Source organism: Fluctibacter corallii, from assembly GCF_025751585.1.
GTDB lineage: Bacteria > Pseudomonadota > Gammaproteobacteria > Enterobacterales > Alteromonadaceae > Fluctibacter_A > Fluctibacter_A corallii.
Genome location: NZ_JAOWKX010000010.1, coordinates 38712 through 59682 on the forward strand (window position 1 = coordinate 38712; position 20971 = coordinate 59682).

The 20971-nt window shown below is 42.8% G+C and carries 23 protein-coding genes; 14 read left to right on the plus strand and 9 right to left on the minus strand.

The window, feature by feature from the left end; genetic code table 11:
- Window positions 1-30 precede the first annotated feature (30 nt).
- The 5 genes from OE749_RS16650 to OE749_RS16670 all read left to right on the plus strand — a co-directional run bounded on the left by OE749_RS16650 (window position 31) and on the right by OE749_RS16670 (window position 5094).
- A complete protein-coding gene (locus tag OE749_RS16650; RefSeq protein WP_263713615.1) occupies window positions 31-564 on the plus strand; it encodes a hypothetical protein in 534 nt (177 codons plus the stop codon).
- Between the two features lie 97 nt (window positions 565-661).
- Window positions 662-1396 (plus strand): hypothetical protein, encoded by a 735-nt coding sequence (locus OE749_RS16655; protein WP_263713616.1) that lies wholly within the window; start codon window positions 662-664, stop codon window positions 1394-1396.
- A gap of 161 nt (window positions 1397-1557) precedes the next feature.
- Window positions 1558-2532 (plus strand): hypothetical protein, encoded by a 975-nt coding sequence (locus OE749_RS16660; RefSeq protein ID WP_263713617.1) that lies wholly within the window; start codon window positions 1558-1560, stop codon window positions 2530-2532.
- Window positions 2533-2632: 100 nt separating this feature from the next.
- Window positions 2633-4423: a tetratricopeptide repeat-containing diguanylate cyclase gene (locus tag OE749_RS16665; protein WP_263713618.1), complete on the plus strand. Its 1791-nt coding sequence runs from the start codon at window positions 2633-2635 to the stop codon at window positions 4421-4423.
- A 68-nt stretch (window positions 4424-4491) separates the two neighbouring features.
- Entirely contained in the window at window positions 4492-5094 is a 603-nt protein-coding gene (locus OE749_RS16670) for a flavodoxin family protein (RefSeq protein WP_263713619.1), read from the plus strand.
- Here OE749_RS16670 and OE749_RS16675 read toward each other — a convergent pair.
- From OE749_RS16675 to OE749_RS16690, 4 genes are all read right to left on the minus strand, one after another.
- Complete coding sequence (locus OE749_RS16675; protein ID WP_263713620.1) at window positions 5054-5527, minus strand: ASCH domain-containing protein; 474 nt, start codon at window positions 5525-5527, stop codon at window positions 5054-5056. The two genes, OE749_RS16670 and OE749_RS16675, sit on opposite strands and share 41 nt — an antisense overlap.
- Window positions 5528-5632: 105 nt before the next feature.
- Window positions 5633-6079, minus strand: a complete 447-nt coding sequence (locus tag OE749_RS16680) for a hypothetical protein (RefSeq protein WP_263713621.1) — start codon at window positions 6077-6079, stop codon at window positions 5633-5635.
- Between the two features lie 415 nt (window positions 6080-6494).
- On the minus strand, window positions 6495-7523 hold the full coding sequence (locus OE749_RS16685) for a hypothetical protein (RefSeq protein WP_263713622.1): 1029 nt from the start codon (window positions 7521-7523) through the stop codon (window positions 6495-6497).
- Window positions 7524-7589: 66 nt separating this feature from the next.
- Complete coding sequence (locus OE749_RS16690; protein ID WP_263713623.1) at window positions 7590-8225, minus strand: hypothetical protein; 636 nt, start codon at window positions 8223-8225, stop codon at window positions 7590-7592.
- Window positions 8226-8454: 229 nt separating this feature from the next.
- Between OE749_RS16690 and OE749_RS16695 the strand changes: the two genes are divergently transcribed.
- Together OE749_RS16695 and OE749_RS16700 are read left to right on the plus strand one after the other, a co-directional pair.
- Window positions 8455-8838, plus strand: a complete 384-nt coding sequence (locus tag OE749_RS16695) for a hypothetical protein (protein ID WP_263713624.1) — start codon at window positions 8455-8457, stop codon at window positions 8836-8838.
- A 9-nt stretch (window positions 8839-8847) separates the two neighbouring features.
- The gene (locus OE749_RS16700) at window positions 8848-9177 is read left to right on the plus strand and encodes a hypothetical protein (RefSeq protein ID WP_263713625.1); all 330 of its coding nucleotides are present in this window, start codon (window positions 8848-8850) and stop codon (window positions 9175-9177) included.
- A 12-nt stretch (window positions 9178-9189) separates the two neighbouring features.
- On the opposite strand, the gene OE749_RS16705 is transcribed toward OE749_RS16700, so the two are convergent.
- Window positions 9190-10152, minus strand: a complete 963-nt coding sequence (locus OE749_RS16705) for an FHA domain-containing protein (protein ID WP_263713626.1) — start codon at window positions 10150-10152, stop codon at window positions 9190-9192.
- A gap of 140 nt (window positions 10153-10292) precedes the next feature.
- Here OE749_RS16705 and OE749_RS16710 point away from each other — a divergent pair, with 140 nt between their 5' ends.
- The gene (locus OE749_RS16710; protein ID WP_263713627.1) at window positions 10293-12836 is read left to right on the plus strand and encodes a serine/threonine-protein kinase; all 2544 of its coding nucleotides are present in this window, start codon (window positions 10293-10295) and stop codon (window positions 12834-12836) included.
- On the opposite strand, the gene OE749_RS16715 is transcribed toward OE749_RS16710, so the two are convergent.
- From OE749_RS16715 to OE749_RS16730, 4 genes are all read right to left on the minus strand, one after another.
- Window positions 12830-13312, minus strand: a complete 483-nt coding sequence (locus tag OE749_RS16715; RefSeq protein ID WP_263713628.1) for a hypothetical protein — start codon at window positions 13310-13312, stop codon at window positions 12830-12832. The genes OE749_RS16710 and OE749_RS16715 overlap by 7 nt on opposite strands.
- A 45-nt stretch (window positions 13313-13357) precedes the next feature.
- Entirely contained in the window at window positions 13358-14974 is a 1617-nt protein-coding gene (locus OE749_RS16720) for a methyl-accepting chemotaxis protein (protein WP_263713629.1), read from the minus strand.
- Window positions 14975-15099: 125 nt separating this feature from the next.
- Entirely contained in the window at window positions 15100-15777 is a 678-nt protein-coding gene (locus tag OE749_RS16725; protein WP_263713630.1) for an SDR family oxidoreductase, read from the minus strand.
- A 122-nt stretch (window positions 15778-15899) separates the two neighbouring features.
- Window positions 15900-16646 carry a PEP-CTERM sorting domain-containing protein gene (locus OE749_RS16730; protein ID WP_263713631.1) on the minus strand — a complete coding sequence of 249 codons (747 nt, stop codon included), beginning with the start codon at window positions 16644-16646 and terminating at the stop codon, window positions 15900-15902.
- Between the two features lie 284 nt (window positions 16647-16930).
- On the opposite strand from OE749_RS16730, the gene OE749_RS16735 reads away from it, so the two are divergent.
- The 6 genes from OE749_RS16735 (at window position 16931) to OE749_RS16760 (ending at window position 20764) form a co-directional block, all read left to right on the plus strand.
- A complete protein-coding gene (locus tag OE749_RS16735; RefSeq protein WP_404828200.1) occupies window positions 16931-17767 on the plus strand; it encodes a sugar phosphate isomerase/epimerase family protein in 837 nt (278 codons plus the stop codon).
- A gap of 40 nt (window positions 17768-17807) precedes the next feature.
- On the plus strand, window positions 17808-18347 hold the full coding sequence (locus OE749_RS16740) for an SCO family protein (RefSeq protein ID WP_263713633.1): 540 nt from the start codon (window positions 17808-17810) through the stop codon (window positions 18345-18347).
- Between the two features lie 8 nt (window positions 18348-18355).
- Window positions 18356-19921 carry a methyl-accepting chemotaxis protein gene (locus OE749_RS16745; protein WP_263713634.1) on the plus strand — a complete coding sequence of 522 codons (1566 nt, stop codon included), beginning with the start codon at window positions 18356-18358 and terminating at the stop codon, window positions 19919-19921.
- Window positions 19922-20054: 133 nt separating this feature from the next.
- Complete coding sequence (locus OE749_RS16750) at window positions 20055-20258, plus strand: hypothetical protein (RefSeq protein WP_263713635.1); 204 nt, start codon at window positions 20055-20057, stop codon at window positions 20256-20258.
- Between the two features lie 70 nt (window positions 20259-20328).
- The gene (locus OE749_RS16755) at window positions 20329-20577 is read left to right on the plus strand and encodes a hypothetical protein (RefSeq protein ID WP_263713636.1); all 249 of its coding nucleotides are present in this window, start codon (window positions 20329-20331) and stop codon (window positions 20575-20577) included.
- A 10-nt stretch (window positions 20578-20587) separates the two neighbouring features.
- The gene (locus tag OE749_RS16760; RefSeq protein WP_263713637.1) at window positions 20588-20764 is read left to right on the plus strand and encodes a hypothetical protein; all 177 of its coding nucleotides are present in this window, start codon (window positions 20588-20590) and stop codon (window positions 20762-20764) included.
- The last annotated feature ends 207 nt before the right edge of the window (window positions 20765-20971 follow it).

The following is a 20971-nucleotide window of genomic DNA, read 5'->3' on the forward strand; positions in this document are numbered from 1 at the left end:
TGGTGTTTTACGTTTACTAATAAGAAAAAGATGAAAAAAATAATAATTAGCACAGTTGTTGGATTGATAGCTTCTACTAATGTGTGGGCAAATATCAGTGAGAAGCAACTTTTTGAGTACCTTTTACCTCAATATATCGCGTGGGCGCATCAAATTGAAGACAAAGGCTTACAATCGGGCACACCGTTGGATGAAAGTGGCATAGAACTAGCGAAAGACATTGGTATTAAAGCGCCGGAGAACGTCAGGGTTATTTATGTTGATAGCGTGCCATACCCCTACGAAAATCCGGCTCTAAAAGAAATGGGTCTGTCGTTGGGCTTTATTGGAGAAGGCATTGTTAACAATGCGCAAGTATTCGGCTATTCAATATATGTAAGAAAAGGATACGAGCTTGACCGCCCACGATTGGCTCATGAATTAGTTCATGTCTTGCAAATAGAACGATCGAATTTGAATGATGTGGTTATGCAACATATCAGCGATCTTGCGCAGTATGGTTATCAAAATGCACCACTTGAAGTGGAAGCCTTCGAAGCAAATAAAAAGTATGCTGAGCGTTAGCGCTTGGGCAATAATCAATCACTATAACTCAACATTTTTAGACAGTATATCGTAGCAATGAGTGCGCGACATCAATACGTTATATGGAGATAAGTTCATGATATTAAAAAACATAAAAAACATAAGTGTGCTAGTTTGTGTCTTTTTGCTGGCTAGCTGCGTAAATACGTTCCCCTACAAGTATAAATTCGATAAACAAGCCCTGAATACTAATGAAAAGGCGCTTGTAATCCTACCATTCAATACGGCGAGAGATGTGTTAGGCGTTCCAGACAATGTTCAGCAGCACATTATTGGCTCAATAAAAAGTGATCTTGAAGCTGATGGATGGTCAGTGGTTATTGGTGAAGATATCTCTGAGAGTTGGAAAGCAAAATATACCGCTCTAAAAGAGGGGGAGGGCTTATATGACTCACAAACTGGTAACTATAAGCACCAAAAGATCTTTCTCCTTGAAAGAGAGTTTGCGAAGCAGGCTCTAGAAGATAGTGGTGCAAACTTTGTATTGATCCCCAGAGTTTTTATAACCAGAGCAAAAGTGCAATCAGATACTGCGGGATGGCATGGAACAAGCGAGCAATCGTCAGATTTCTGGAATAACTTTCTAAACAATAGTGTCATTGTGAAAGGGCAAGTGCCTGCATCGTCTTTACTCGTTCGAATTCACGATAAAAATAAACTCATATACGAACATGTTGGGGGTATTGAGTTAGTGGGAAAAATAAATAAATGGAATAATGAGGTGGAATTGAATGAAGAGAATTTCTCAGATATTGCAAAGGTAGATAATGCGATTGATATATCATTGAAACCGATATTGGTAGGTAAGTAAGTGGTGTTGGAGAGATAATTAAGAAATTAAAACCCTTCAAATAACTATATTTCCGGTGTTGCTAGGAGGATGTATTTTTGTCCTAGCGTTGATAAAAGGTTGCTTTCTTTTATGGGAGCAACCTAAATCGAAAGATTATTGCAATCTATTAAGACGATAATATGCCAAAGTCCTCGCCATTCTATCTAATTTTGCTTGTTATATTTGCGGCGATATCGGTTTATCTATGGCACGCTCTATCTCTAAAAGATGCGGAAGTCGCTTACCTAAAAGCACAGTTAAACGCGTTGCATCGAGATACAGATAATCCCAATTCAATAAAGCCAGTCAATAATCATCGTAGTGAATCGGTAGATTTAGCGAGTAGTGATTATTCATCCGTAATGGAATTTGCCAAGGGAAATGAGGGCGAACATACAGAATTAACTATTGATGCACCTGAATCGAAAGAAGGCATCTTTCCCGATACTTCAGAACAAATAAATGCGAGTGCGGTTGATACTTTCGAGCGACTCATGAATTCAGAAAAGTTTGTCGCGGACAATATCATACCTCAGGCTGTGAGGCCTCTTGTAACCGAAGCCAGTTATACGCTCGCCCTTGATCAAGCACGATCTGAACGTTTACAAGCGTTATTAATGGAAAAGGCCTTAGCCGATTTTAACGTGTCGCAAGCATATGGTACGTCAGTCTCTGATGAGGCAGACTTTAATGAAGCCGAGTTCGCTGTACTCAATGAGCAAATGAATTTTCAGTATGAAGAAAACCAAAGAGACTTAGAATGGAAGCTAGCATCGCTTCTTAGCGATGAAGAGCTGTCACAACTACGTAAGATTGAAGCGCAAAAAATTGCAGCGCATTCCGCCATAAACAGTGTGATGTTGTCAGAACAAATTGCGGCTTCAGTACCCGATCTGACCGAATATCAAAAGCAAGAAATCAAACAAATTGTTGCCGATCACGCTTCTGTAAATGATGCGCTTATCCCCATCGGGGCATCAAGCAACCCATACGGTCCTGTGCCTGACATCATTACGCAACAACAAAATGAAATCTCTCGACTGATTGATTTAGTTCTGACTGAACAACAGAGACAGATGTTGAAATTTGGATCACAACCCGACGATCAGCCTTGAAGGCGTTTTTCCGATTTCCCTAACGTAAAACAGTGTACTACGCTTTAAAAGTCCGACTTGGAACCGAAATACGAAGCAAAAAAAGGTGCACGCCGTAAGAATGCGTTATATTGGTGTTTATTCAGCAATCACATGTATTTATCTGTTCTTCATTGGCAGCTCTTTATCAGTCGCCTTTGCACAAACCTCCACCCCCTCTGAGCCATTAACGAAAATACTGGCATTAGTAAAAACGGATCCAGACAAGGCGGTTGAAAGAGCCAGAGTCATATATCAGCAAAAATCGAGAGCCGACGAAGACAGTATTCTGTTAATGAACATTATGGCTGAAGGTTTGATGCGTCTCGGCGAACTTGACGAAGCGATGGAGTATGCAGACAAGTCTATTCGATTGCAGGATATCATTGAAAATACGACGTATCAGTTAGATACCTACCGCATCATAGCCGAAATTCAAAGCCAGCAAGGGGCATTTGAGCGAGTGATCGAAACAAGCCTGAAAGGGCTTGAATTGGCTGAGAGTACTGCCAACTTTGATTATTTACGCGACTTTTTTCATGAAATGGGCATTGCTTATTTTCGCCTTGGTAACTTAGAAAACTCAGAAAAATACTTTGTTCGCGGCTATGAAGTCGCGCTGGAACACAACCTACCTTCGCACCGTGCTAGTTCTTTAGTTGCGCTAGCAATTATTAATCGAGAAAAACAGCAACCTGATGAAGCTTTGGCCCTATATGCAGAGGCTTTAGCACTGTATGAAGAGTTGGGAAATGAAAGCGGTGTTGCGTCTGTGTATAACAATATCGGTGTGATATACGAAGACAAACAAGACTATCAACGCATGCTGACAAACTTACAAAATGCGTTGGCAATTTACGAGCGTATTAACGCGAGAGACAACATTACTATTGGCTTATTGAATGTAGGCAATGCATATCGGCTGTTGGAAAACTACGAGAAAGCCAGAGACTTCTTAGAGCGTGCTGAAGCGCGTGCCATTGAAAATAATTCAAAAATTATTCTACGTAATATATACGAAGAATTAACCAATCTTTTTATTGACTTAGACAATTATCAAACAGCCTATACTTTTCACTTGAAGCAAGATGAAATTGATAACCAAATTCAAAATAGTGAGGCTAAGAAAGTCGCGCAAGAAATCGGAGAAAAATACGAGTCTGAGATTAAAGAACGGCGTATAGAGCTGCTTGAACAAGAAAAGCAGAAAGATCGCTACGTTATCGTATTAGTGAGTGCACTGAGTTTATTCACACTGATTACCATGATGTTAATGATCAGTCGCTTTAGGCAAAAACAGCGATTTTTAAATGAAATTACCGAGAAGAACCAGAAACTTGAGGTTTTATCAACAACTGACCCACTGACCGAGCTGCCTAATCGCAGAGTGGTATATGAGGCGATTAATTCAGAGATTGCGCGGTGTAATCGTTATGCTCAACCTTTTTCAATTATTATTTTTGATATTGATCATTTTAAGCAAGTAAACGATAAGTACGGACATAACGGCGGCGACCTCATACTGAAACGCATTGCAAGCTTGATTACACAAAATATTCGTGAAAACGATTTATTCGGGCGCTGGGGCGGTGAAGAGTTTTTACTTGTGTTAGCCAGTACAAATCAAGAAAACTCGCTAATAGTGGCTGAAAAACTGCGTGCGTTAATTGAAGCCATGGCTGTGGAGTATGAGGGGTATATTATCAAAGTTACCAGTACTTTAGGGGTATGTGAATATCAGTTGGGTACAAACATAGAAGAGATGATTAAACGTGCTGATATGTGTTTATACGAAGGCAAAGAGGCTGGGAGAAACCGCGTGGTAGCTGCGCCTACATCGCAGAGAAATCAACAAAACGAAAATATCTCTTGACCTAAGGTTAACTTGAGGTTTTACGGTTGCGCTCCGACAATCATTAAATACTGACGGAGTAAAGTGTAATGCATATCGCGATTATCTATTTCACAAAAGGTGGCGTGACCCGCCAATTAGCAAGTGCTATCGCACAAGGTGCAATAAACCATTCAAATATCACCATTAACACATATGAAATTACCGGAGATGACATCGTAAAAGGACGGTTTCGGCACGCGTCTTTATTCTCTGAGCTAGACAGTGCTGATGCTATTATCTTTGGTTCTCCCACCTATATGGGTTCAGTTGCTGCGCAGTTCAAAGCATTTGCAGATGCCAGTAGCGAAGCTTGGTGCGAACAACGCTGGGCGGGAAAGCTGGCAGCGGGTTTTACCTGTGGTAGCGCGGTTAATGGAGAACAAACTTCAACACTTGGCTATTTGATGACGCTCGCGAGTCAGCACGGCATGTTATGGGTAGGGTTTGATTTTGGATTAGATAATTTCGAAGGTGGCGTGAACCGTTTTGGATGCAGCTTGGGGGTAGTGGCGCATGCACCAGAAGGCCAAGCCCATAGTGCGGACTTAGCCACGGCTAACTATTTAGGGAAAAGGGTATCATCTCAACTTTCACGCATTAACCGAGTGACTAGGCCAATACTGACTGAGTGCGAGCCAATACCACGTTAAACTCGGTACACACAATTGGCATCTCTAACGTCGGGGTAAATCCTGTTTCTGCAAGCTCACGCTGATAATACGCCCAGTGTACTTGCTTCCAGTACGCCAGGCTTTTGTCTCCTTCACCTTCCAGTGCAGCGTATTCGGCCGTGATCTGATTAAATGGCACAATGGCTACACGCGTTGTTTGAATGATGCATTGTGCTTCACCCTGCCAGTTAGTCACTACATGTAAATCGCCTGCTTTTGCTATGGGTTCATTATGGGCTTCATGCCACCATAGCGAGGGCGATGTGGCACGCTTTACACCTTCAACGACGAGTCTGGCACAGTCGTCGGCATCTGCTTGATTATCGCAAAAGTGCCAATACGGAATGGAAAACGGTGCTTGTTGGCTAGCGTTAAAATAGGCCTGACATAGTTGATTAATGGTTGGGTGCATAATGGCATGAGTTTGTTGTTGGTAAACGTCATCATGCCAAATTACTACCCGTGAGTGGAAGTGTGTATCGACAAATTAGCCTATTTTGTTACAAATGATAATGCCTTAAAATGGCATGCCATTGTTGATTGGAACGGCCATCCATGCACCAGTTGTCGAGTTACTTGTGTTTCTGTCATATTTTCCATAAGCGACTATGAAAGATTTACCATTTGCATCTTTGGCTTCTGTACTTTTAATTACGCCATAACCCCGTAGCGTTGACGCAACTGTTGTTCCTGAACCTTGTACCCATATCCAAACCGTTTGGTTTGCAGGAATCACAAATGGAGTATTAATTGCACCACCATTATCAGTGCTGTAACTCCCATTGAATAAAGAACCGTCTTTGTTACGTAATTCCACCTCAACTTCTGCATCAGTAGCAGACACATTGCTAATTGATAGCGTATATGAAGCGTGTGCATTGGCCTGCCAAAATGGGATGATTGCTTCTCCCGCTAAGGCATTGGAGGTCAATAATAATAACGCAGCGCCTAAAAATTTTTTCATTTTTCATATCCTTATTTTCTAATGGGTTTATTGATTTAAATCCCTCTATCACTTTTATGTACTAAATCGTATGAGTAAAGGCGTTCACAAATACTCTGTTATTTCTGTTAATACGTATTGTCAAGGTATGACAAGCGTATTCAGTGAACCTATCCTATGTACTCGTGTAATAAAGTGTAATAACAATCTGAGTGGTGTTCGTTAAAATATAGATAGTCAAGGAAACGAAGGCGGTAAGAGTACGTTAGCGGTATTCACGTTCGGACTATCGGAGAGACGCTCATCTCCACAGGGAACTTTATAGAGGCGCACATTGAAGATGTACAGGATACGGTATGCGCCTCTTTTCTTTCTTCAAAATTGCTCACATTTCTTAGCTTATCTTGGTTATGCACTTATTTTTATTACAGTGAGGTTACGCCCATTTGATTGTGTATAACTCGGCGATGTTAATGGGACGGGTTTCTTGATGACCTTTTGTTGTCACTTGAGTGTCAGACGTGCTGGTAATATTCACACCGTTTGAGGGGCTGCCATTGGTTGGATTAAGTATGTTGATAGGTGCGAAGTTAAGGGTATGTTTGTGTTCTTTAAATATATCTGGCTCTACAGTACCAACATAGTCGCCTTGTATATTCGGTGATCCAGCCATCTCCCTTTCGTCAGCGTTTTTATCAATATTGGAAGCATTATTCCATGCTCGGCTAAAATAGCCGCGTAGATCAGGCAAAAGAGAAAAGTCGCCCTGTTTTCCAAAGCGATAATTAATGACAGAATTTAATCGTGTTTGATGTTCATTGAGAGCAACTGGTGTTTCGCACAAAGACAGTTCTTCTGCTGGTGGATTTGCCGTGGCGATATACTGTTTTCGCTCACCAATAATGCCTGATACCATACAGGGTAGGGTTTCAATTGCAACGTTGCCTATATTAGCGATCACGTAGTTAATGCAGATTACCGCTGAAGGTGTGCTACAGCTAAGTTCAAAAGTGAGTGATGACGCATTGTCTGCGATATCTATTTCAAGGTTGACGGTTATTTGGTTATTCGCGCTGAGTGATAGTGTTTTTTGAGACGTTGTTACTCCATCTTCTAGTTTGAGCGAAATAGTACAGTCAGTCTCAGCAGATAGTTGAATTTGACTTGTTACATGTTGGCCCAGCAATACAGACTTCCAGCGAGGAAACTCATGTAACTGCTGACGAAAGTGCATGGTAATACTTGCGTCACTGCTTTTCACGATTCTGCATTGTTCATGCTTGAGGCTGATTTGCCCTCCTGTTCCTTTATCGATATATATCCAGCCATCAGGATGATTGTATTCAACCGGGGTATTGGAAGTTTTATTGCTGAAATAAGTAAAGTTATGATTATAAACGAGATTTTTTTGCTTAAGCGCGTAGTATAACTGCAAAATCTGTGAGTTTTCGTATAACATTTCCATTGTCTTTCTCCAAAGGTGTGCGTGCCCTTACATAAGTTAATTGGGGCACACACAAAGAACGGATGATTACCCAAGATGTAATTGGTTATTTTCATCAAGGTAGGCGGATTGGCTGGTAATGCCTTTGTAAGGAATCTCCAAAGCGCGACCTGCATTCATGATCGTTTGCACATCAAGAATTTCTCCGGATTTAAATGAACCTGCCACTAGGAAGTACTTGGGTTTGGGTGTCCAAGTTAAATTGATGTTGGGTTGGGTTTGTACTAAAAAGGTTCCCGCTCCCGACATACCAATACCAACCCCTGCTGCGGCAGACGGTGATGCCGAAGAGTGAGGGACAGAATCGTTGCAATTAGTGTATATGCTGCCACTTTTTCCTTCAGTGACTTGGCTAAAGTCGAATGCGTCATTTTCTTTGTCGTAACCGAGCGTTACGGTATTTGGACCATTCAGATCAACGGCTTTAGTTTGCGAGCTTTTGCACACCACGCCTGTGCGAAGCTCTTGGCCTGGCCTTGACCAAATTGCGCTGTAATTGATCGCCCAACCGAATTCCGCTTGCGTGCCTTGATAGGCGTATTTGCTGAACCAAGCTAACGTAAACACGTTACTGCCTACATCAAGTTCTGGCTTTTCTTGAAAGACAGCAAATCGGGTTGCATTCAATGATTCATTTCTTACTGATAACGTATATATAGTCATGACTCTTTCCTTTGATCTACAGTTTGATTGTCAATACAGGTTGTATTAACACTGACAAGACTAGGAAGGCGTAGTGATAAAAACGATTACCAAGCGTTACCTAATGGTTGTAATGATCGGTAATAACAATTTTGTGTCTGACTTCATATGCTGAGTTTAGTTGTTAAAACGCTATGTTATTTGCAAAAAAGATATAGCAAAATTTCAATCCTGATATGAGGGAATAGTCATGAAAGCTAGACATTTTATATTCAGTTTTTGCTTTTCAACGCTGTCTTTACACGCTACTGCTGAAGATGCACGATGTAACGTTACTCAGCAGTCATTTAACCATATTCAAGCTAGACATTGCGGCCCAAATGCGCCTGGTAGCCGATTCATTGCTCAATATTGTCAGTCGCTGCAAAGTGCCAACCAATTTTGTGCGTTAGTGCAAAATTCTTCAATCCGTAACCGAGTCGTTCAACCTGATAACCGTATACGCTACGATGCCAACTTGGCTCAGGTTGTAGGTATGGCTGGTGAAAAGTGTGGAAGGCTTATTATTGAACCAGATGGAACGGTGGTTACGCAGTTTCCAGAGTTTAACAATGCGCCAGGCAATTGTCAGTAGAGTGTATTTATGAGAAAAATCGTTTTTAGTTCATGTTCAGGAGACGTTGCCTCGTCAGATGTGGTCGTGATTCATGATGAAATGTGGGAGCGATATTATTCATGTATTGAAGGTTATAGAGATATACCTATATTTCAACGGCTATGGAAGCACCAATTTGGCAAGGAAGCCGAGCCACAGAGCGTAAAAGCTAACTTTGAGCAGTTAGCCGATGAATTTGATACGATTTTGCAGTTAGATGGCACGCCTGTAGAGCTAAGGCAATTTATTATTGACTGTAAAGCGAGTGTTGATAGAGCGATCAAAAATAATGCAACGTGCGATATTATCGCGGAGTAAACAGCGCTCGCACTAAGCACTCATTGGCATTGATGACTCCATATTGCTTCCTTTCAAAATGGTAAAGTGCTTACCGCCAAAGCGTACTTTACCTCTTTTTCTTTCAATCAACATTTGCGCTGCCATTTTGTCTTCAATACATTCTACGAATTGCTTTCGAGCGCGATGAATTTGAATATTCACATGTTGCTCGCTCATTCCCAAATCTTTAGATAATTGCTTCATTGACACCCACCCTTGAACGTCTTCCTCGAAAGCCTCTTGCATATCTTGAAGCCTGTAGCGTGCCAGTAGTACGGTAAGATAATGGTGGGATCTTACGTCTAAATCTAGCGTCGTATGTTGATTTTTCACTTTCAATTCAGCCAGCTCTTCGTCAAGGCTGAGACTAAAAATGTATTCCAAAGAAGCGGTCTCCTGCGAGTGAAGATCTAACGTGTGCTCAGAATCTACTGAGGCCTTAAACATGCGCCAAGTGCTATCACCAATGGTGATTATCTCACCATCATTCAATGGTTGAAGCACTCTTAGATGAATATTTTCTGCACACCAGCGATACTGTTCTGAATCAAAATAGATGATTGTCTCTGGAGACGAAGCATTAGGTAAAAAATGGTAATTGCGTAAGCGGATAGCGTCATGTCCAGCGGGATCGTCTGGAATCAATAAGTCGAAGGGTTTATCGTCAGATATCACTTCGAAAGGCTCAGGATTTAACTCAGAAAAAACAATAATGTCTCCTGCTGTTATGGAGACAGCTTCACGAGGAGGGATCCGTTGCTGATTAATCCAGACACCGTTTCGACTCAGATCCCTCAAGACCCATTCGTTGCCTGACCATTCGACAACTGCGTGAATACGAGTTATCTCTGGGTAATTAAGGAGGGTATCGACCGAGAACGCCAGTCTACCAAAACGATGAAACGCCTTTAGAAAAATAGTGTCGCCAGAAGGCGAGTGTTTTAACCTAGCCATTACGTTCTTTCCAATATCATCTATGTTAAGTATAGAAGCTGATAAAAATTATTCTCTAATCTCACATGGCGAGATTGTTTGGTGAGAAAGGGCCATCGCATATGGAACGTGATGAGTCGAACAAAATGTGTGGATATACTATGAATTTAGATGAACATTATTCTCAACTTCATCACCTTGGGGAAGGGGGAACATGTCACGTTTTTCGCGGGCAGGATCTTCAGCTTGGCCGCCTTGTAGCAATAAAAGTAATTGATTTAGCGGTACAGCCTGCACATAGGGCGGTGTTTGAAGCGCAGTGTCTAGCGCAGTTTAATCATCCTAATATTGTTCAGATTTATCGTATTCACGAGGGGGATAATCAACTTATTTTAGAAATGGAGTACGTGAACGGGGCAACCTTAGCAAATTGGTTACAGCGAGGACCGATTAGTGTGAGAGATAAGCTGAATGTACTCATTGATATTGCTAACGGGCTTTCCGCTGCTCACTCTAAAGGCGTGTTGCATTTAGATCTTAAAATGCAAAATGTGCTAGTGAGTGAAGAAGGCGTGGCTAAAATTGCAGATTTTGGTATTGCTGAACTAATAGGTAGACAGGCGGGAGATTACGTTAGCCAAGGAAGCTTACTGGTGATGTCACCAGAGCTGTTTGCGGGGGCCGCAGTAAACCAAAAAAGCGATCTTTTTTCTTTGGGTATAATTGCTTATCAGCTTTTTTCTGGCGTACACCCATACCAAGCACAAGCAAAAAATGCCTCATCTCAGGCTATCGCACAGGAGATAAAGTCGCGTCCGTGTCAGATTGATGCAACACAACTAAAAGGCATTCCTGATTCGCTGGGGTGTTTGATTAATCAGTTATTAGAAAAGCAGCCAGATAAAAGGCCAGAGTCAAGCTTAAAGGTGCGGCAGCAGTTACAGCAAATTTTATCAGCCTTCCAGAACGAGACGACTAATCCAACGCTTGATCTGACCAATATCAACGTCGATGACAGCGTCAGATTGGGCAAATGGGTTAAGGTTGGTGCCTGCATGTGTTTGCTGGCAATACTTACCGGAATGTCTGTTTGGTTATATAACAAAGCCTCCATATTCCCACCGGTTTCAATTGCAATAATGCCACCAGAATATACCCAAACATCTACCGCCGTAGAGGCTCAACGGCAGTCGCTCTCTCTTGCGGTGAGTGATGCTATTCAAACTTACTTGATTGACCATGAGAGGTACAGTGTAATCGCGCCAACAGAAGTTAGGCGTGTTCAAGGCCTTTTGGGAGAGGGCGCTTCCATCAAGGCGATCGCGAACGCGCTTAACAGTCGTCATGTGGTAAGTATACTTTTAGATTGTAATGTTCATGCGTGCGACATGCGCTTTCATCTCATTGACGGTGACTCTGCCACCATACTAGACGGTATCAACAGTGCTACTGACACTGAAAGCTTTATTAGTGCGTTCAATGCAACCGCCGAAGCAATCAGTTTGCTTACAGAGGGGAAGGCAGCATTGCCGTTAACCGAAAGCGCGGATGAAACATTTTTTGAAAGCTATATATCGCTTACAACAGAGACTGAAAGCGCGTCCCGTCCAGCTAGCACCTTACTAAATGAAGTACAGAGACTTATTGAAACACGTCCCAGCTTCATACCACTCTATTCACTCTATAGAAAAATTGCGATTCGCAGCTTTAAGAATTCAGGTGACGCCAGTGTATTGGCTGATTTGGAAAATGCGCTGCGATACGCTCCGTCTCAATACCATAACAGTGAAGCCTATTTATTGGATGAGTTGGCGTTATTTGGAGTAAGAAAAGAGCGAGGGAATGAGCGTGTGTTACTCGGTAAAATTATGGACTCATCACTTCAGGAGTATCAGCGTCAGACGCTATTGGCTATTTACTTTCGCTATCTAGGTGACTTTACACGTTCACTGACGCATGCAGAAAAAGCATATCAACTGCACGCATCTCTACTCATGGCCCGTAATCTAGCTATTGGTTACATGAGACAAGGACGATTTGAAAAGGCTCTTGTGTATTTGCAACGTGTTGTGTCAACTGCACCGAATGATTGGGTTGCTCGGCAATCGTTAGCAGATATTGCACTGTTAATGGGAGAGCTCAACGTTGCAAAAATGAGCTACTCGACGCTGATAGAAAATCAAAAAGATACGATAACAACACACTCGAATTATGCTGTTACTTTGCTGCTTAGTGGTGAGTTTGAGCTGGCATTGCATCATGTTGAACTGGCGTTACAGACGTCCCCAGACAACCATACTCTATGGTTAAATCGAGCTGATATATTTGCCCATTTAGGAAAACAACATGACGCGCTAGCTCAATATAGGTTGCTTGAATCAGCGATGTCAGGGCATAAGGGGGCGGCAAATGAGCAGCTGCTGCTTGCTCAAGGACTTGCACATTTGGGAAAGGGGCATGAAGCATTGGCACGAGTAAATAGCGTGCTCAACACCAATCCTGATTTGCCTGAAGCCTATTTTGTAAAAGCGCTGGTTCAAACGCTTTTGAATGAGCCTTACTCTGCCTTGGCTTCGATCGAGCAAAGCACTCAAAAAGGATGGAGCCCGGCATTTTATCGACTAAAGTGGTTTAAGCCACTGTGCTCAGAAGCCGACTTTCGTCGTATACTGGGTCCTGAGCACAAAGACTATTTGTGTCAATGACTCGGTTCCATTTCCTGAATAATGACGGCAGGATCTTGCGAGAAATAGCGAATTAGGCTGGTATTATCGCCTTTCTTTTTCGCGACCAGACGGAAATTGATTTCGTAGTCTTTTTGCTTATTCAAGGTACCTTCTACGGCCTCTCTCGGTGACGCTTTGAGCTTGTCTATCAGTGCATCCGATAAGGCTTGATGAGGCGCAATATTCGTGATGGTTAATATTAGCGAGCGACCACTGTTCGCCACTAAACTGGTTAACTGATAATTAAAATTGTCTTTGGCATCGGTGAAAATGGTGCCGTTTTCAGCAAACTCGAACTCGCTATCTGACCAAATTTCATAATACAAGTTTACGGTTTTACCCGCTGATAAGGCGCGATAATCAATGTAAGTGGTGCCAGAATAACTTCCTGACGCGCTAGAAATGTCCCAATTACTGTTCTCTTTGGGAATGACCTGAAAATTGTAACTTTGCATAATATGTCCTTTATGTGAGCGGTGGGTTGCCTTTTAAGCGTAGTGCTAAGTTTGAAAAACGTTGACTAATTGGCGTAAATTTCCTGTAACCTGACGAAGCTTTTTACTGGCCTTTTTCGTTTCATGTGCACTCTCTACATTCGAGTGAGACATTTCAGTTATGGTAACGACATTCTGATTTATTTGATCCGTCACAACAGACTGCTGTTCCGCTGCAGTCGCGATTTGACTACTCATATCTGAAATTTTGTCGACAGATTGCGTGATGGATTGTAGCGCTTCTTCCGCAGTATTCATTTGTTCGACTGCTTCACGCGCCTCATCGGTGCTTTGGTTAATGACTTCTACCGCTTCGTGGGCGCTGGTTTGTAAGCTACTAATAATAGTATTAATTTCTTCCGTTGACTCTTGTGTGCGCGCTGCAAGGTTTCTTACTTCGTCGGCTACTACTGAGAATCCACGGCCGTGATCCCCTGCTCGGGCTGCTTCTATAGCGGCATTTAAAGCGAGTAAATTTGTTTGTTCTGCCACACTTCTTATGACCTCAAGTACCGTGTTGATGTCGTTACTGCGTTCACGTACCTGTCCAACTACTTCCGAAGAGGTATTTACTTGCGTTGCTAAGTTGTCGATGGTGTTTCCAGTATTTGATACCGAGTTTTTAGTTTCCACGGCTTGATCATTCACTGTTTTAGCCGTGAGCGCAGTGTGATTAATATCTTGCGCAACGGTGTTTACGGTAGCAGACATTTCTTCCACAGCGGTGGCAACTTGAACCGTGTTTTGCTGAGCCAACTCTATGTTAGTGAGCGTATTTTCAACAGTTGCGTTAAGATGTTCAGAAGTGTCCACTAGCTCTGTAGCACAGTGCTCGATATTGTTAATGGTTTCTTTAAGCTTGCGCTGCATTGTGGCTAACGATCGCAGTATGTCAGAAAGTTCGTCATGACCTGAGTTATTAATGCGGTTATTTAATTCACCGTTGGCAATGGCCGTGGTGACTTTGCTTACTTCTGATATACCAATACGTAGACGTCGGATGATGAATACGGCAATGCCGATGGCTAAAACACTGCTTATCACCAAGCTTATAACGAGAATTAGCCTGGCGGTTTTGTAGTTATCGGTGCTAATTTGCTGGTCGAGTTCTAAGCCTTTTTCATTCACATCCACTATCTTGGCGATAAGTTCGCTGGCTTTGTCGTTGAGTTCGCGGCCCTGATTAGAAGATAGACTAAACGCGTCTTGGTTTTGCAGACTCAGGGCGAAGTCTATCACTTGTTGATTAACTCCAAGGTATTTCTCCCATACTTCTGCAAATTCGTCAAGGTAACGCTGACCGTTCTCGTCTACCAATTCTCGTAACTGAGCGCGTCGAGATTGCATGTCGTTACGAATGGACGCTATATTTTCAATATATTCGTTCATGTCTTGCTGACTCTTTGCGAGAATAATATTCTTTTCCGCCCGCTGAACCGCAATGACACCTTGGTTTAATCGTGCACCTAATTTTATTTTCATGGCTGAACCGTCAACAATCGTATCAATGCGTGAGTTCATGCCTGAGAGTTTGTTAATGGCAATAATGGATGAAATGACGAGCAAACCAACGATGATGGAAAACCCAATTATTAGCATTTGACGAATCGTAAGCTTTAACATACTGATTGTTTTTCGCATAAAAAACCACAAGACTAATAAGTGTAGACGACTTACTCAGTATTGTGGTCTTATACGAATTAGCAGGGTTAAATGCAGACAATCCGTTGCTCTGTTGGGATTGATTGTTAATTTGTTGGCATGAGAAAGACCTCTCGAATGGAATTGCGTGGGTTTGCCTCGGTTGCATATAACACGGCTTCTGCAACATCATTTGGGTCGAGTTTGTCGGGTTTCGGCTCATCAAAAAAGTCCGTATTTACCATGCCTGGGCATATCGTGGTGCAGCGTCCACCCCACTCGGCCATTTCTTCAGCTAGGTTTTTTCCATAACCGTAGGCAAACCATTTTGATGCCCCATAAACAGATCCTTTCAACGTTGCTCTGCCTGCCGCTGAACTGGTGATAATAAAGTGGCCTTGGGTTTTTCTCAGATGAGGTAACGCAAGATTGGCTGTCCAGAGTAAACCTTTCACGTTAATGTCGATGAGCCTGTCCCATTCTTTCGGATCGCCGTTTTCTGTTCCTGATGCATTGACGCCCATTCCCGCGTTTGCAAAAGCAACATCAAGCTTACCCCAATGCTCAACGCCCGCTTTAATCACCTCTTTTTGCTGGGAGTAGTCGGTGGCGTCTGCTTCTACTGCAAATGCGCGAGATTCACCGATGGTACTGACCAAATCGTCTAATAGCGACTTACGTCTGGCTGTGAGAATCAATTTATAATTTTTCGCTGCGGCGCGCAGAGCGGTGGCTTTTCCGATGCCGCTGGTGGCACCCGTAATTAACATGACTTTTTCTGACATCGAATACTCCTGAAGATAAAAAGATTGATTCAAGAGTGTAGTCGTAAATTGAATGGGAGTAGATGTAAGAAGACTGAGAAGCGTTGGCCCAACACGTCAAAATACGCGTTAGGCCGTGTTTCTTATTGACGTTTTCGCGCGAATATAAGTAATCCCAATGCTAGCGAGACAAGGGTAGAAGGTTCAGGAACGCCTACAGCTGAGCGTGCTGTAGCGTCATCATAGCGATAGCTAATATTGAGTTGACCGTGCCAATTACCAAAAATTCGTCCAGAGCAATCGTTGTTACATCGGGTAATTTCGCTGCTAGCAAAAATGACCGGCAAGAGCGTGAGTTGTGCGTTATCAATAAACCAAGCGATATCTTCGTCATCAAAGATGAAATCAACGTTATGACTTAAGCGCGTATTATCGTCACACGAGCTGGTGCGCACATTGAGTTTCTCACAGCTTGCTCGCTTGCTTTGCTTTACTGGATCAGACATGGTTAATAACCAAGAAGACTGACTTATTTGAACAAAGCTATTTAAATCAAATGTGGCGCTTGCTGAAGGGTCGTATTTATTGCCACCGGGAAAGGTGATTCTACGGGTGGTGTCTCTCGCGTATAGGTCTAGTTCGTAAGCTATGTCTGACGTAAAAGACAGTTTTACGTCTTGTAGTGTACCAAGTGATGCATCGAATGTATCAAAGACGATTCTCGGTACACGGCTGGTTGATGTTTTGCCGTTGCTTTCATCGTCGGTCGTATCGAATTCAACAGACCAATCAACCGTTTGTTCCAGCGTGATTAAAGCGGCGTGCGCCTTTAATGATATAGATGCACACAACAGCAATGCCAGTGCAAAGTAAGTTTTTACGTTTTTCATATACAACACAATAAAAAATCGAATTATGAATGTGCTGCTGCTTACTCAAAATATAACCCAGCAACACGGCGTAGCTTCAAATTTAAGCAAATGTTAAGCCATAATGTTAATTGACTTGATTGGCAAAGGATACAGGGAACGAATTGATGTTTATGACTACTTGTATGCAAGTGTCTGTTAAAAATAATGACACTCAAAAGGGATGGGTATGAATGAAGTTCATTGGTGAGATCATGTGGTTTATTTTAAGGTCGTCGTATTATCTGTTTTTGATAAGGATGACTGTGAATAAGCGACAATTTCTGCAACTGAGTTCAACCGCATTACTAGCAGGTGCGGCGCATCCTTTACTTGGTCAACCTCAAGGTGTGAATGCGTCAAACATTGGCCTGCAACTTTATACACTGCGCGCGTGGATGTCGGTGAGTGTAGAAGCGACGTTAATGCTGGTGGCAGGGGCAGGCTTTAAAGAAGTCGAGTTTGCAGGATATTTTCAGCAATCGCCCAAAACACTGCACACAATACTCACGCGCGAGGGGTTAACTGCACCCTCGGCACACATTCCGATAGAAGACTTTCAGAGCCGCCTTTCTCAGCTAATTGATGTTGCGCTTGAATTACAACACCGTTACCTGATTATTCCCTATTTGACTGCGCAACAGCGGGGTTCGACAATAGATACCTATTACCGATTGTCTGAACAAATGAATCAATGGGGAGAGCAATGTCAGGCGCATGGTATTACGTTAGCCTACCATAACCATGATTTTGAATTTTATCCGCTAGACAATCAAATCCCCTTTGATGTACTTCTAAAAAATACTGAAGCTGAGCTTATTGATTTCGAGCTAGATGTGTATTGGGTGCATAAAGCGAAACAAGACCCCTTAACTTATATTCGTTCGAACCCTGGGCGTTTTCCACTTTTTCATATTAAAGACATGGGACATGATGGAGAAATCGTGCCTGTCGGCGAAGGCGTGATTGATTTCAAACGCATTTTTGAACAACGTAAGCTTGCTGGTACGCAACATCTCATTGTTGAGCTGGATAATGCAAGTCATAAAATGCAAGGCATTCAAACGGGGTTATCACACATAAAACAACTGCTTCGGGTTTAGCGTTTATCAACTACACTTTTTATCTCCAGACTTAAAAAGTGTGAGCGATGTGTTTTATACCGCAGCGAAATTTTTATGGTCAATGTTGCTGCTTGGCAGTTTGATGGCCATTATGTTTTCTTTACCGTTATGGGGGATTTCGACAGACCGCGAAGTCTCTTCAGACATATTTCCCCCCTCTGAAAACGAATATGCGCTGGTTTTCTTTGGATTTAGCGGGTGCAGCGATGTGTGCCCCGTTACCTTGTCTATTTGGTCGCAGCTTGCACAGGCTGAATCTGACACCGTACAAATGCCACACATGTTTTACGTCGATATAGACAAAACGTCGTCTCAAAAGAGCGCGCAGCGGTATGCGCAGACATTTCATAATGATATTCGCGCGTTTAAACCGACTGAACAGCAACTTTATATATTACGCGATGAATTTGGCCTAAATATCAGGCAACGTAACGAGGCCATTCTTCATCAAGGGCGAACCTATTTGCTTCAGTGGCGCAATGACGCCTGGTTTATTACCAAAGTATTCGGCCCCGACGCGCTGTCTATTCAAACCCTCAAACATGCACTATCCAATTAGGAGTCATTATGCTCAACAAGTTACTTGTTTGTTACGATAAACGGCTTTCGACTCATGTGAAGGCAGCGTTTGAGCGAGACTTTATTGATGCAGATAAAACCGTACTTGCCGTTATCTTCGCTTATTTTGTGATTTTGACGGCGATGACACCGTGGCTATATGGGTACTTTTTGCTTGGCCTGATTGGCGGTGGTATTACGTTTTTAATTGCGCTGGCGGCTTATAAAACCATGAAAGGCCAGCCGATCACGCGCGTTATCATGGCTACGGCATTAACGGTGATGATGGCCATTAGTATTCAGCAAGTCAATGGGCTAGGAGAGGGGCATTTTCTATTTTTCCTGAATTTCACTATTTTGATACGCTATCGAGATATTGTCCCCCTTCTAACATTGATTGTGACAACGGTTGCGCATCATCTAACGCTGACGTATTGCCAGAGTATCGGTGCGTCTGCAATGGGGGTTGACCTGATTATTTTTTCTTGGGGCGATCAAACTGGAATCGGATTGTTTGCACCGCTTTTATATCATGTGGTGATTGCGTTAATTGGCGCTGCCGTTGCTACCTATTACATTTACAACGGCAACATTCAGTTTGTAGAATCTAATCGTGTGATTTCTTTGATTGAAATGGGGGCAAAGGGAGACCTCTCCGCGAAAATAGAATCTAATGATCCTTCTCCTTTAATCGCGACAGTGAATCGCTTTTTTTCTCGCTTACATGCAAGTCTTTCGGCAACGGCTTCGGCGTCAAAATCCTTATCTGAGCAAGCGCTCACTGCGACCAAAATGGCCGAAAAAAGCCAAGGTCAAGTTGATCGGCAAACAGACGAGATCAACCATTTGGCTGATTCCGTCATCAAGGTTGATGAGGCAACGGATGACATTTCGTCTAGTGCCTCTGATACGGTTGAACAGTTAACCAAGGCGGTATCGGTGAGCGAAAAAGGACGTAACGTATCAAAGGCCTTTCAAAATACGATTAATCAGCTGTCGGAGCGCATGCAGCAAACCACGGAGGTGTTGACAGAGTTAGAAAAAGATAGTCAACAAATTAACGAGATAGTTGCTACCATTCGCGGCATATCAGAACAAACTAATCTACTGGCGCTCAACGCGGCGATTGAGGCCGCGCGTGCAGGAGAGCAAGGACGCGGATTTGCTGTAGTCGCAGAGGAAGTTAGAAATTTATCGCAACGCACTCATGCATCAACGGAAGAGATTTCAACCATGATAAGCACGTTCCAAAGTACATCTAATAATGCGGTGGAAACGATGGAAAGCTGTCAGGAATTAAGCACGAGAAGTGTGTCAGAATCAAAAGAGGCCTCTGAGAATTATGTGCTGATTGCTGATGCTATTAAGCATATCAATGCACGTGTTATGCACATTGCAGATGCGGCTGAAAAACAAACAGGGGTGACCTCTGAAATTCGTGAACATGCAGAAAACATTCGCTTAGCCACAGAGGCATTTTCGAATGACGCCAAGCGTAATCTAAAAGAGGCATCGGTGTTAACGCATATGTCGAAAGAGATGGCAGAACAAATCCATCAATTTAAATTGGTATGAGTGAGCGTAAATACTACTTTGGTACAGTTATGTAGCGCTATCGATACTTGTACAATAAGATTTCATGTAAGGAAGCATGTTATGCGTTGGTAGTGGTTACTCGCGCACTGTCTAATAGATCAAGGAAAAGATTATGAAAGTACTACATTTAATTAATGACAATCAGGCGTTGAATATTCACGGTGGTTCGCTCGATGACCGCACTTCGCCGACCGCTACTGTGGTTTGGTCTGGAGACGGTGGAATGCCAAGTACTGAATTAGCTGAAATGTTTAATATCAATTCATCTGGGCGCAGACAAGGTGTTTCATTTGTTAACTTTCACCCTAGTATGTAAATGGAAATAACTACCTTAACATTGGTTGGTGTCACACACAGAACTGTAAATATTTAAAAGGAATTAGGCTATGTTAGTTGAAACATCAATGGCGAAATTAAACGACCATGAATTGTGCACTGTTTCAGGCGGGGTGGGTTGGAATGCCGTCTCCGCTGGAGCGACCATGGTGGCGATTGGGGTTGCTGTTGCGGCAACGCCTGTGGGTTGGGTCGGAGCAGCTGGGGCAACACTCGTCACCTTTGCTGGTGGCTATTCTATAGGTAGTGGTGTCAGAAGAGACGTCGAAAGTTACATCAATAAGCGCTTTGGTGGATAACGGAAATATTATGCAACTCAAACCAGTAAAACATCCTCATTATATTCATGCATTCGGACTCCTTGGAGCCGCGATAGGGGCGGGTATCGATTGGTACTTCAATATCTTTCCGACGATGGTGGGTATTTTATGTCTATCTGGCATGTTGGTGACATACGTGATTAGTCAGTATTTCGTAGGCGATTAAATTGCTATTTTAGGAGCAGTGATACCGCTGCTCTTGTCGCCTCAAGGTAGTATATTAACGGCCGAGTCTCTGTGATACGGTCAGCCTCCAACCTTTTACTTGCTCATTTGTTTTTTCATATCAGTGTGTTTTATTCGTATTTCACATGTTTTTGTGAATATTGTGACTTTTGGCACATTTGTGCCGTGTCGTGTTTCCGTAAAGTAT

What these genes read in the sequence shown, in the direction of transcription:
- OE749_RS16655 (WP_263713616.1), top strand. Translation starts at nt 662, where the DNA reads ATGATATTAAAAAACATAAAAAACATAAGTGTGCTAGTTTGTGTCTTT.
- OE749_RS16725 (WP_263713630.1), bottom strand. Translation starts at nt 15,777, where the DNA reads ATGTCAGAAAAAGTCATGTTAATTACGGGTGCCACCAGCGGCATCGGA.
- OE749_RS16660 (WP_263713617.1), top strand. Translation starts at nt 1,558, where the DNA reads ATGCCAAAGTCCTCGCCATTCTATCTAATTTTGCTTGTTATATTTGCG.
- OE749_RS16745 (WP_263713634.1), top strand. Translation starts at nt 18,356, where the DNA reads ATGCTCAACAAGTTACTTGTTTGTTACGATAAACGGCTTTCGACTCAT.
- OE749_RS16720 (WP_263713629.1), bottom strand. Translation starts at nt 14,974, where the DNA reads ATGTTAAAGCTTACGATTCGTCAAATGCTAATAATTGGGTTTTCCATC.
- OE749_RS16680 (WP_263713621.1), bottom strand. Translation starts at nt 6,079, where the DNA reads ATGAAAAAATTTTTAGGCGCTGCGTTATTATTATTGACCTCCAATGCC.
- OE749_RS16675 (WP_263713620.1), bottom strand. Translation starts at nt 5,527, where the DNA reads ATGCACCCAACCATTAATCAACTATGTCAGGCCTATTTTAACGCTAGC.
- OE749_RS16670 (WP_263713619.1), top strand. Translation starts at nt 4,492, where the DNA reads ATGCATATCGCGATTATCTATTTCACAAAAGGTGGCGTGACCCGCCAA.
- OE749_RS16685 (WP_263713622.1), bottom strand. Translation starts at nt 7,523, where the DNA reads ATGGAAATGTTATACGAAAACTCACAGATTTTGCAGTTATACTACGCG.
- OE749_RS16760 (WP_263713637.1), top strand. Translation starts at nt 20,588, where the DNA reads ATGCAACTCAAACCAGTAAAACATCCTCATTATATTCATGCATTCGGA.
- OE749_RS16650 (WP_263713615.1), top strand. Translation starts at nt 31, where the DNA reads ATGAAAAAAATAATAATTAGCACAGTTGTTGGATTGATAGCTTCTACT.
- OE749_RS16695 (WP_263713624.1), top strand. Translation starts at nt 8,455, where the DNA reads ATGAAAGCTAGACATTTTATATTCAGTTTTTGCTTTTCAACGCTGTCT.
- OE749_RS16705 (WP_263713626.1), bottom strand. Translation starts at nt 10,152, where the DNA reads ATGGCTAGGTTAAAACACTCGCCTTCTGGCGACACTATTTTTCTAAAG.
- OE749_RS16665 (WP_263713618.1), top strand. Translation starts at nt 2,633, where the DNA reads ATGCGTTATATTGGTGTTTATTCAGCAATCACATGTATTTATCTGTTC.
- OE749_RS16715 (WP_263713628.1), bottom strand. Translation starts at nt 13,312, where the DNA reads ATGCAAAGTTACAATTTTCAGGTCATTCCCAAAGAGAACAGTAATTGG.
- OE749_RS16700 (WP_263713625.1), top strand. Translation starts at nt 8,848, where the DNA reads ATGAGAAAAATCGTTTTTAGTTCATGTTCAGGAGACGTTGCCTCGTCA.
- OE749_RS16690 (WP_263713623.1), bottom strand. Translation starts at nt 8,225, where the DNA reads ATGACTATATATACGTTATCAGTAAGAAATGAATCATTGAATGCAACC.
- OE749_RS16730 (WP_263713631.1), bottom strand. Translation starts at nt 16,646, where the DNA reads ATGAAAAACGTAAAAACTTACTTTGCACTGGCATTGCTGTTGTGTGCA.
- OE749_RS16750 (WP_263713635.1), top strand. Translation starts at nt 20,055, where the DNA reads ATGAAAGTACTACATTTAATTAATGACAATCAGGCGTTGAATATTCAC.
- OE749_RS16755 (WP_263713636.1), top strand. Translation starts at nt 20,329, where the DNA reads ATGTTAGTTGAAACATCAATGGCGAAATTAAACGACCATGAATTGTGC.
- OE749_RS16710 (WP_263713627.1), top strand. Translation starts at nt 10,293, where the DNA reads ATGAATTTAGATGAACATTATTCTCAACTTCATCACCTTGGGGAAGGG.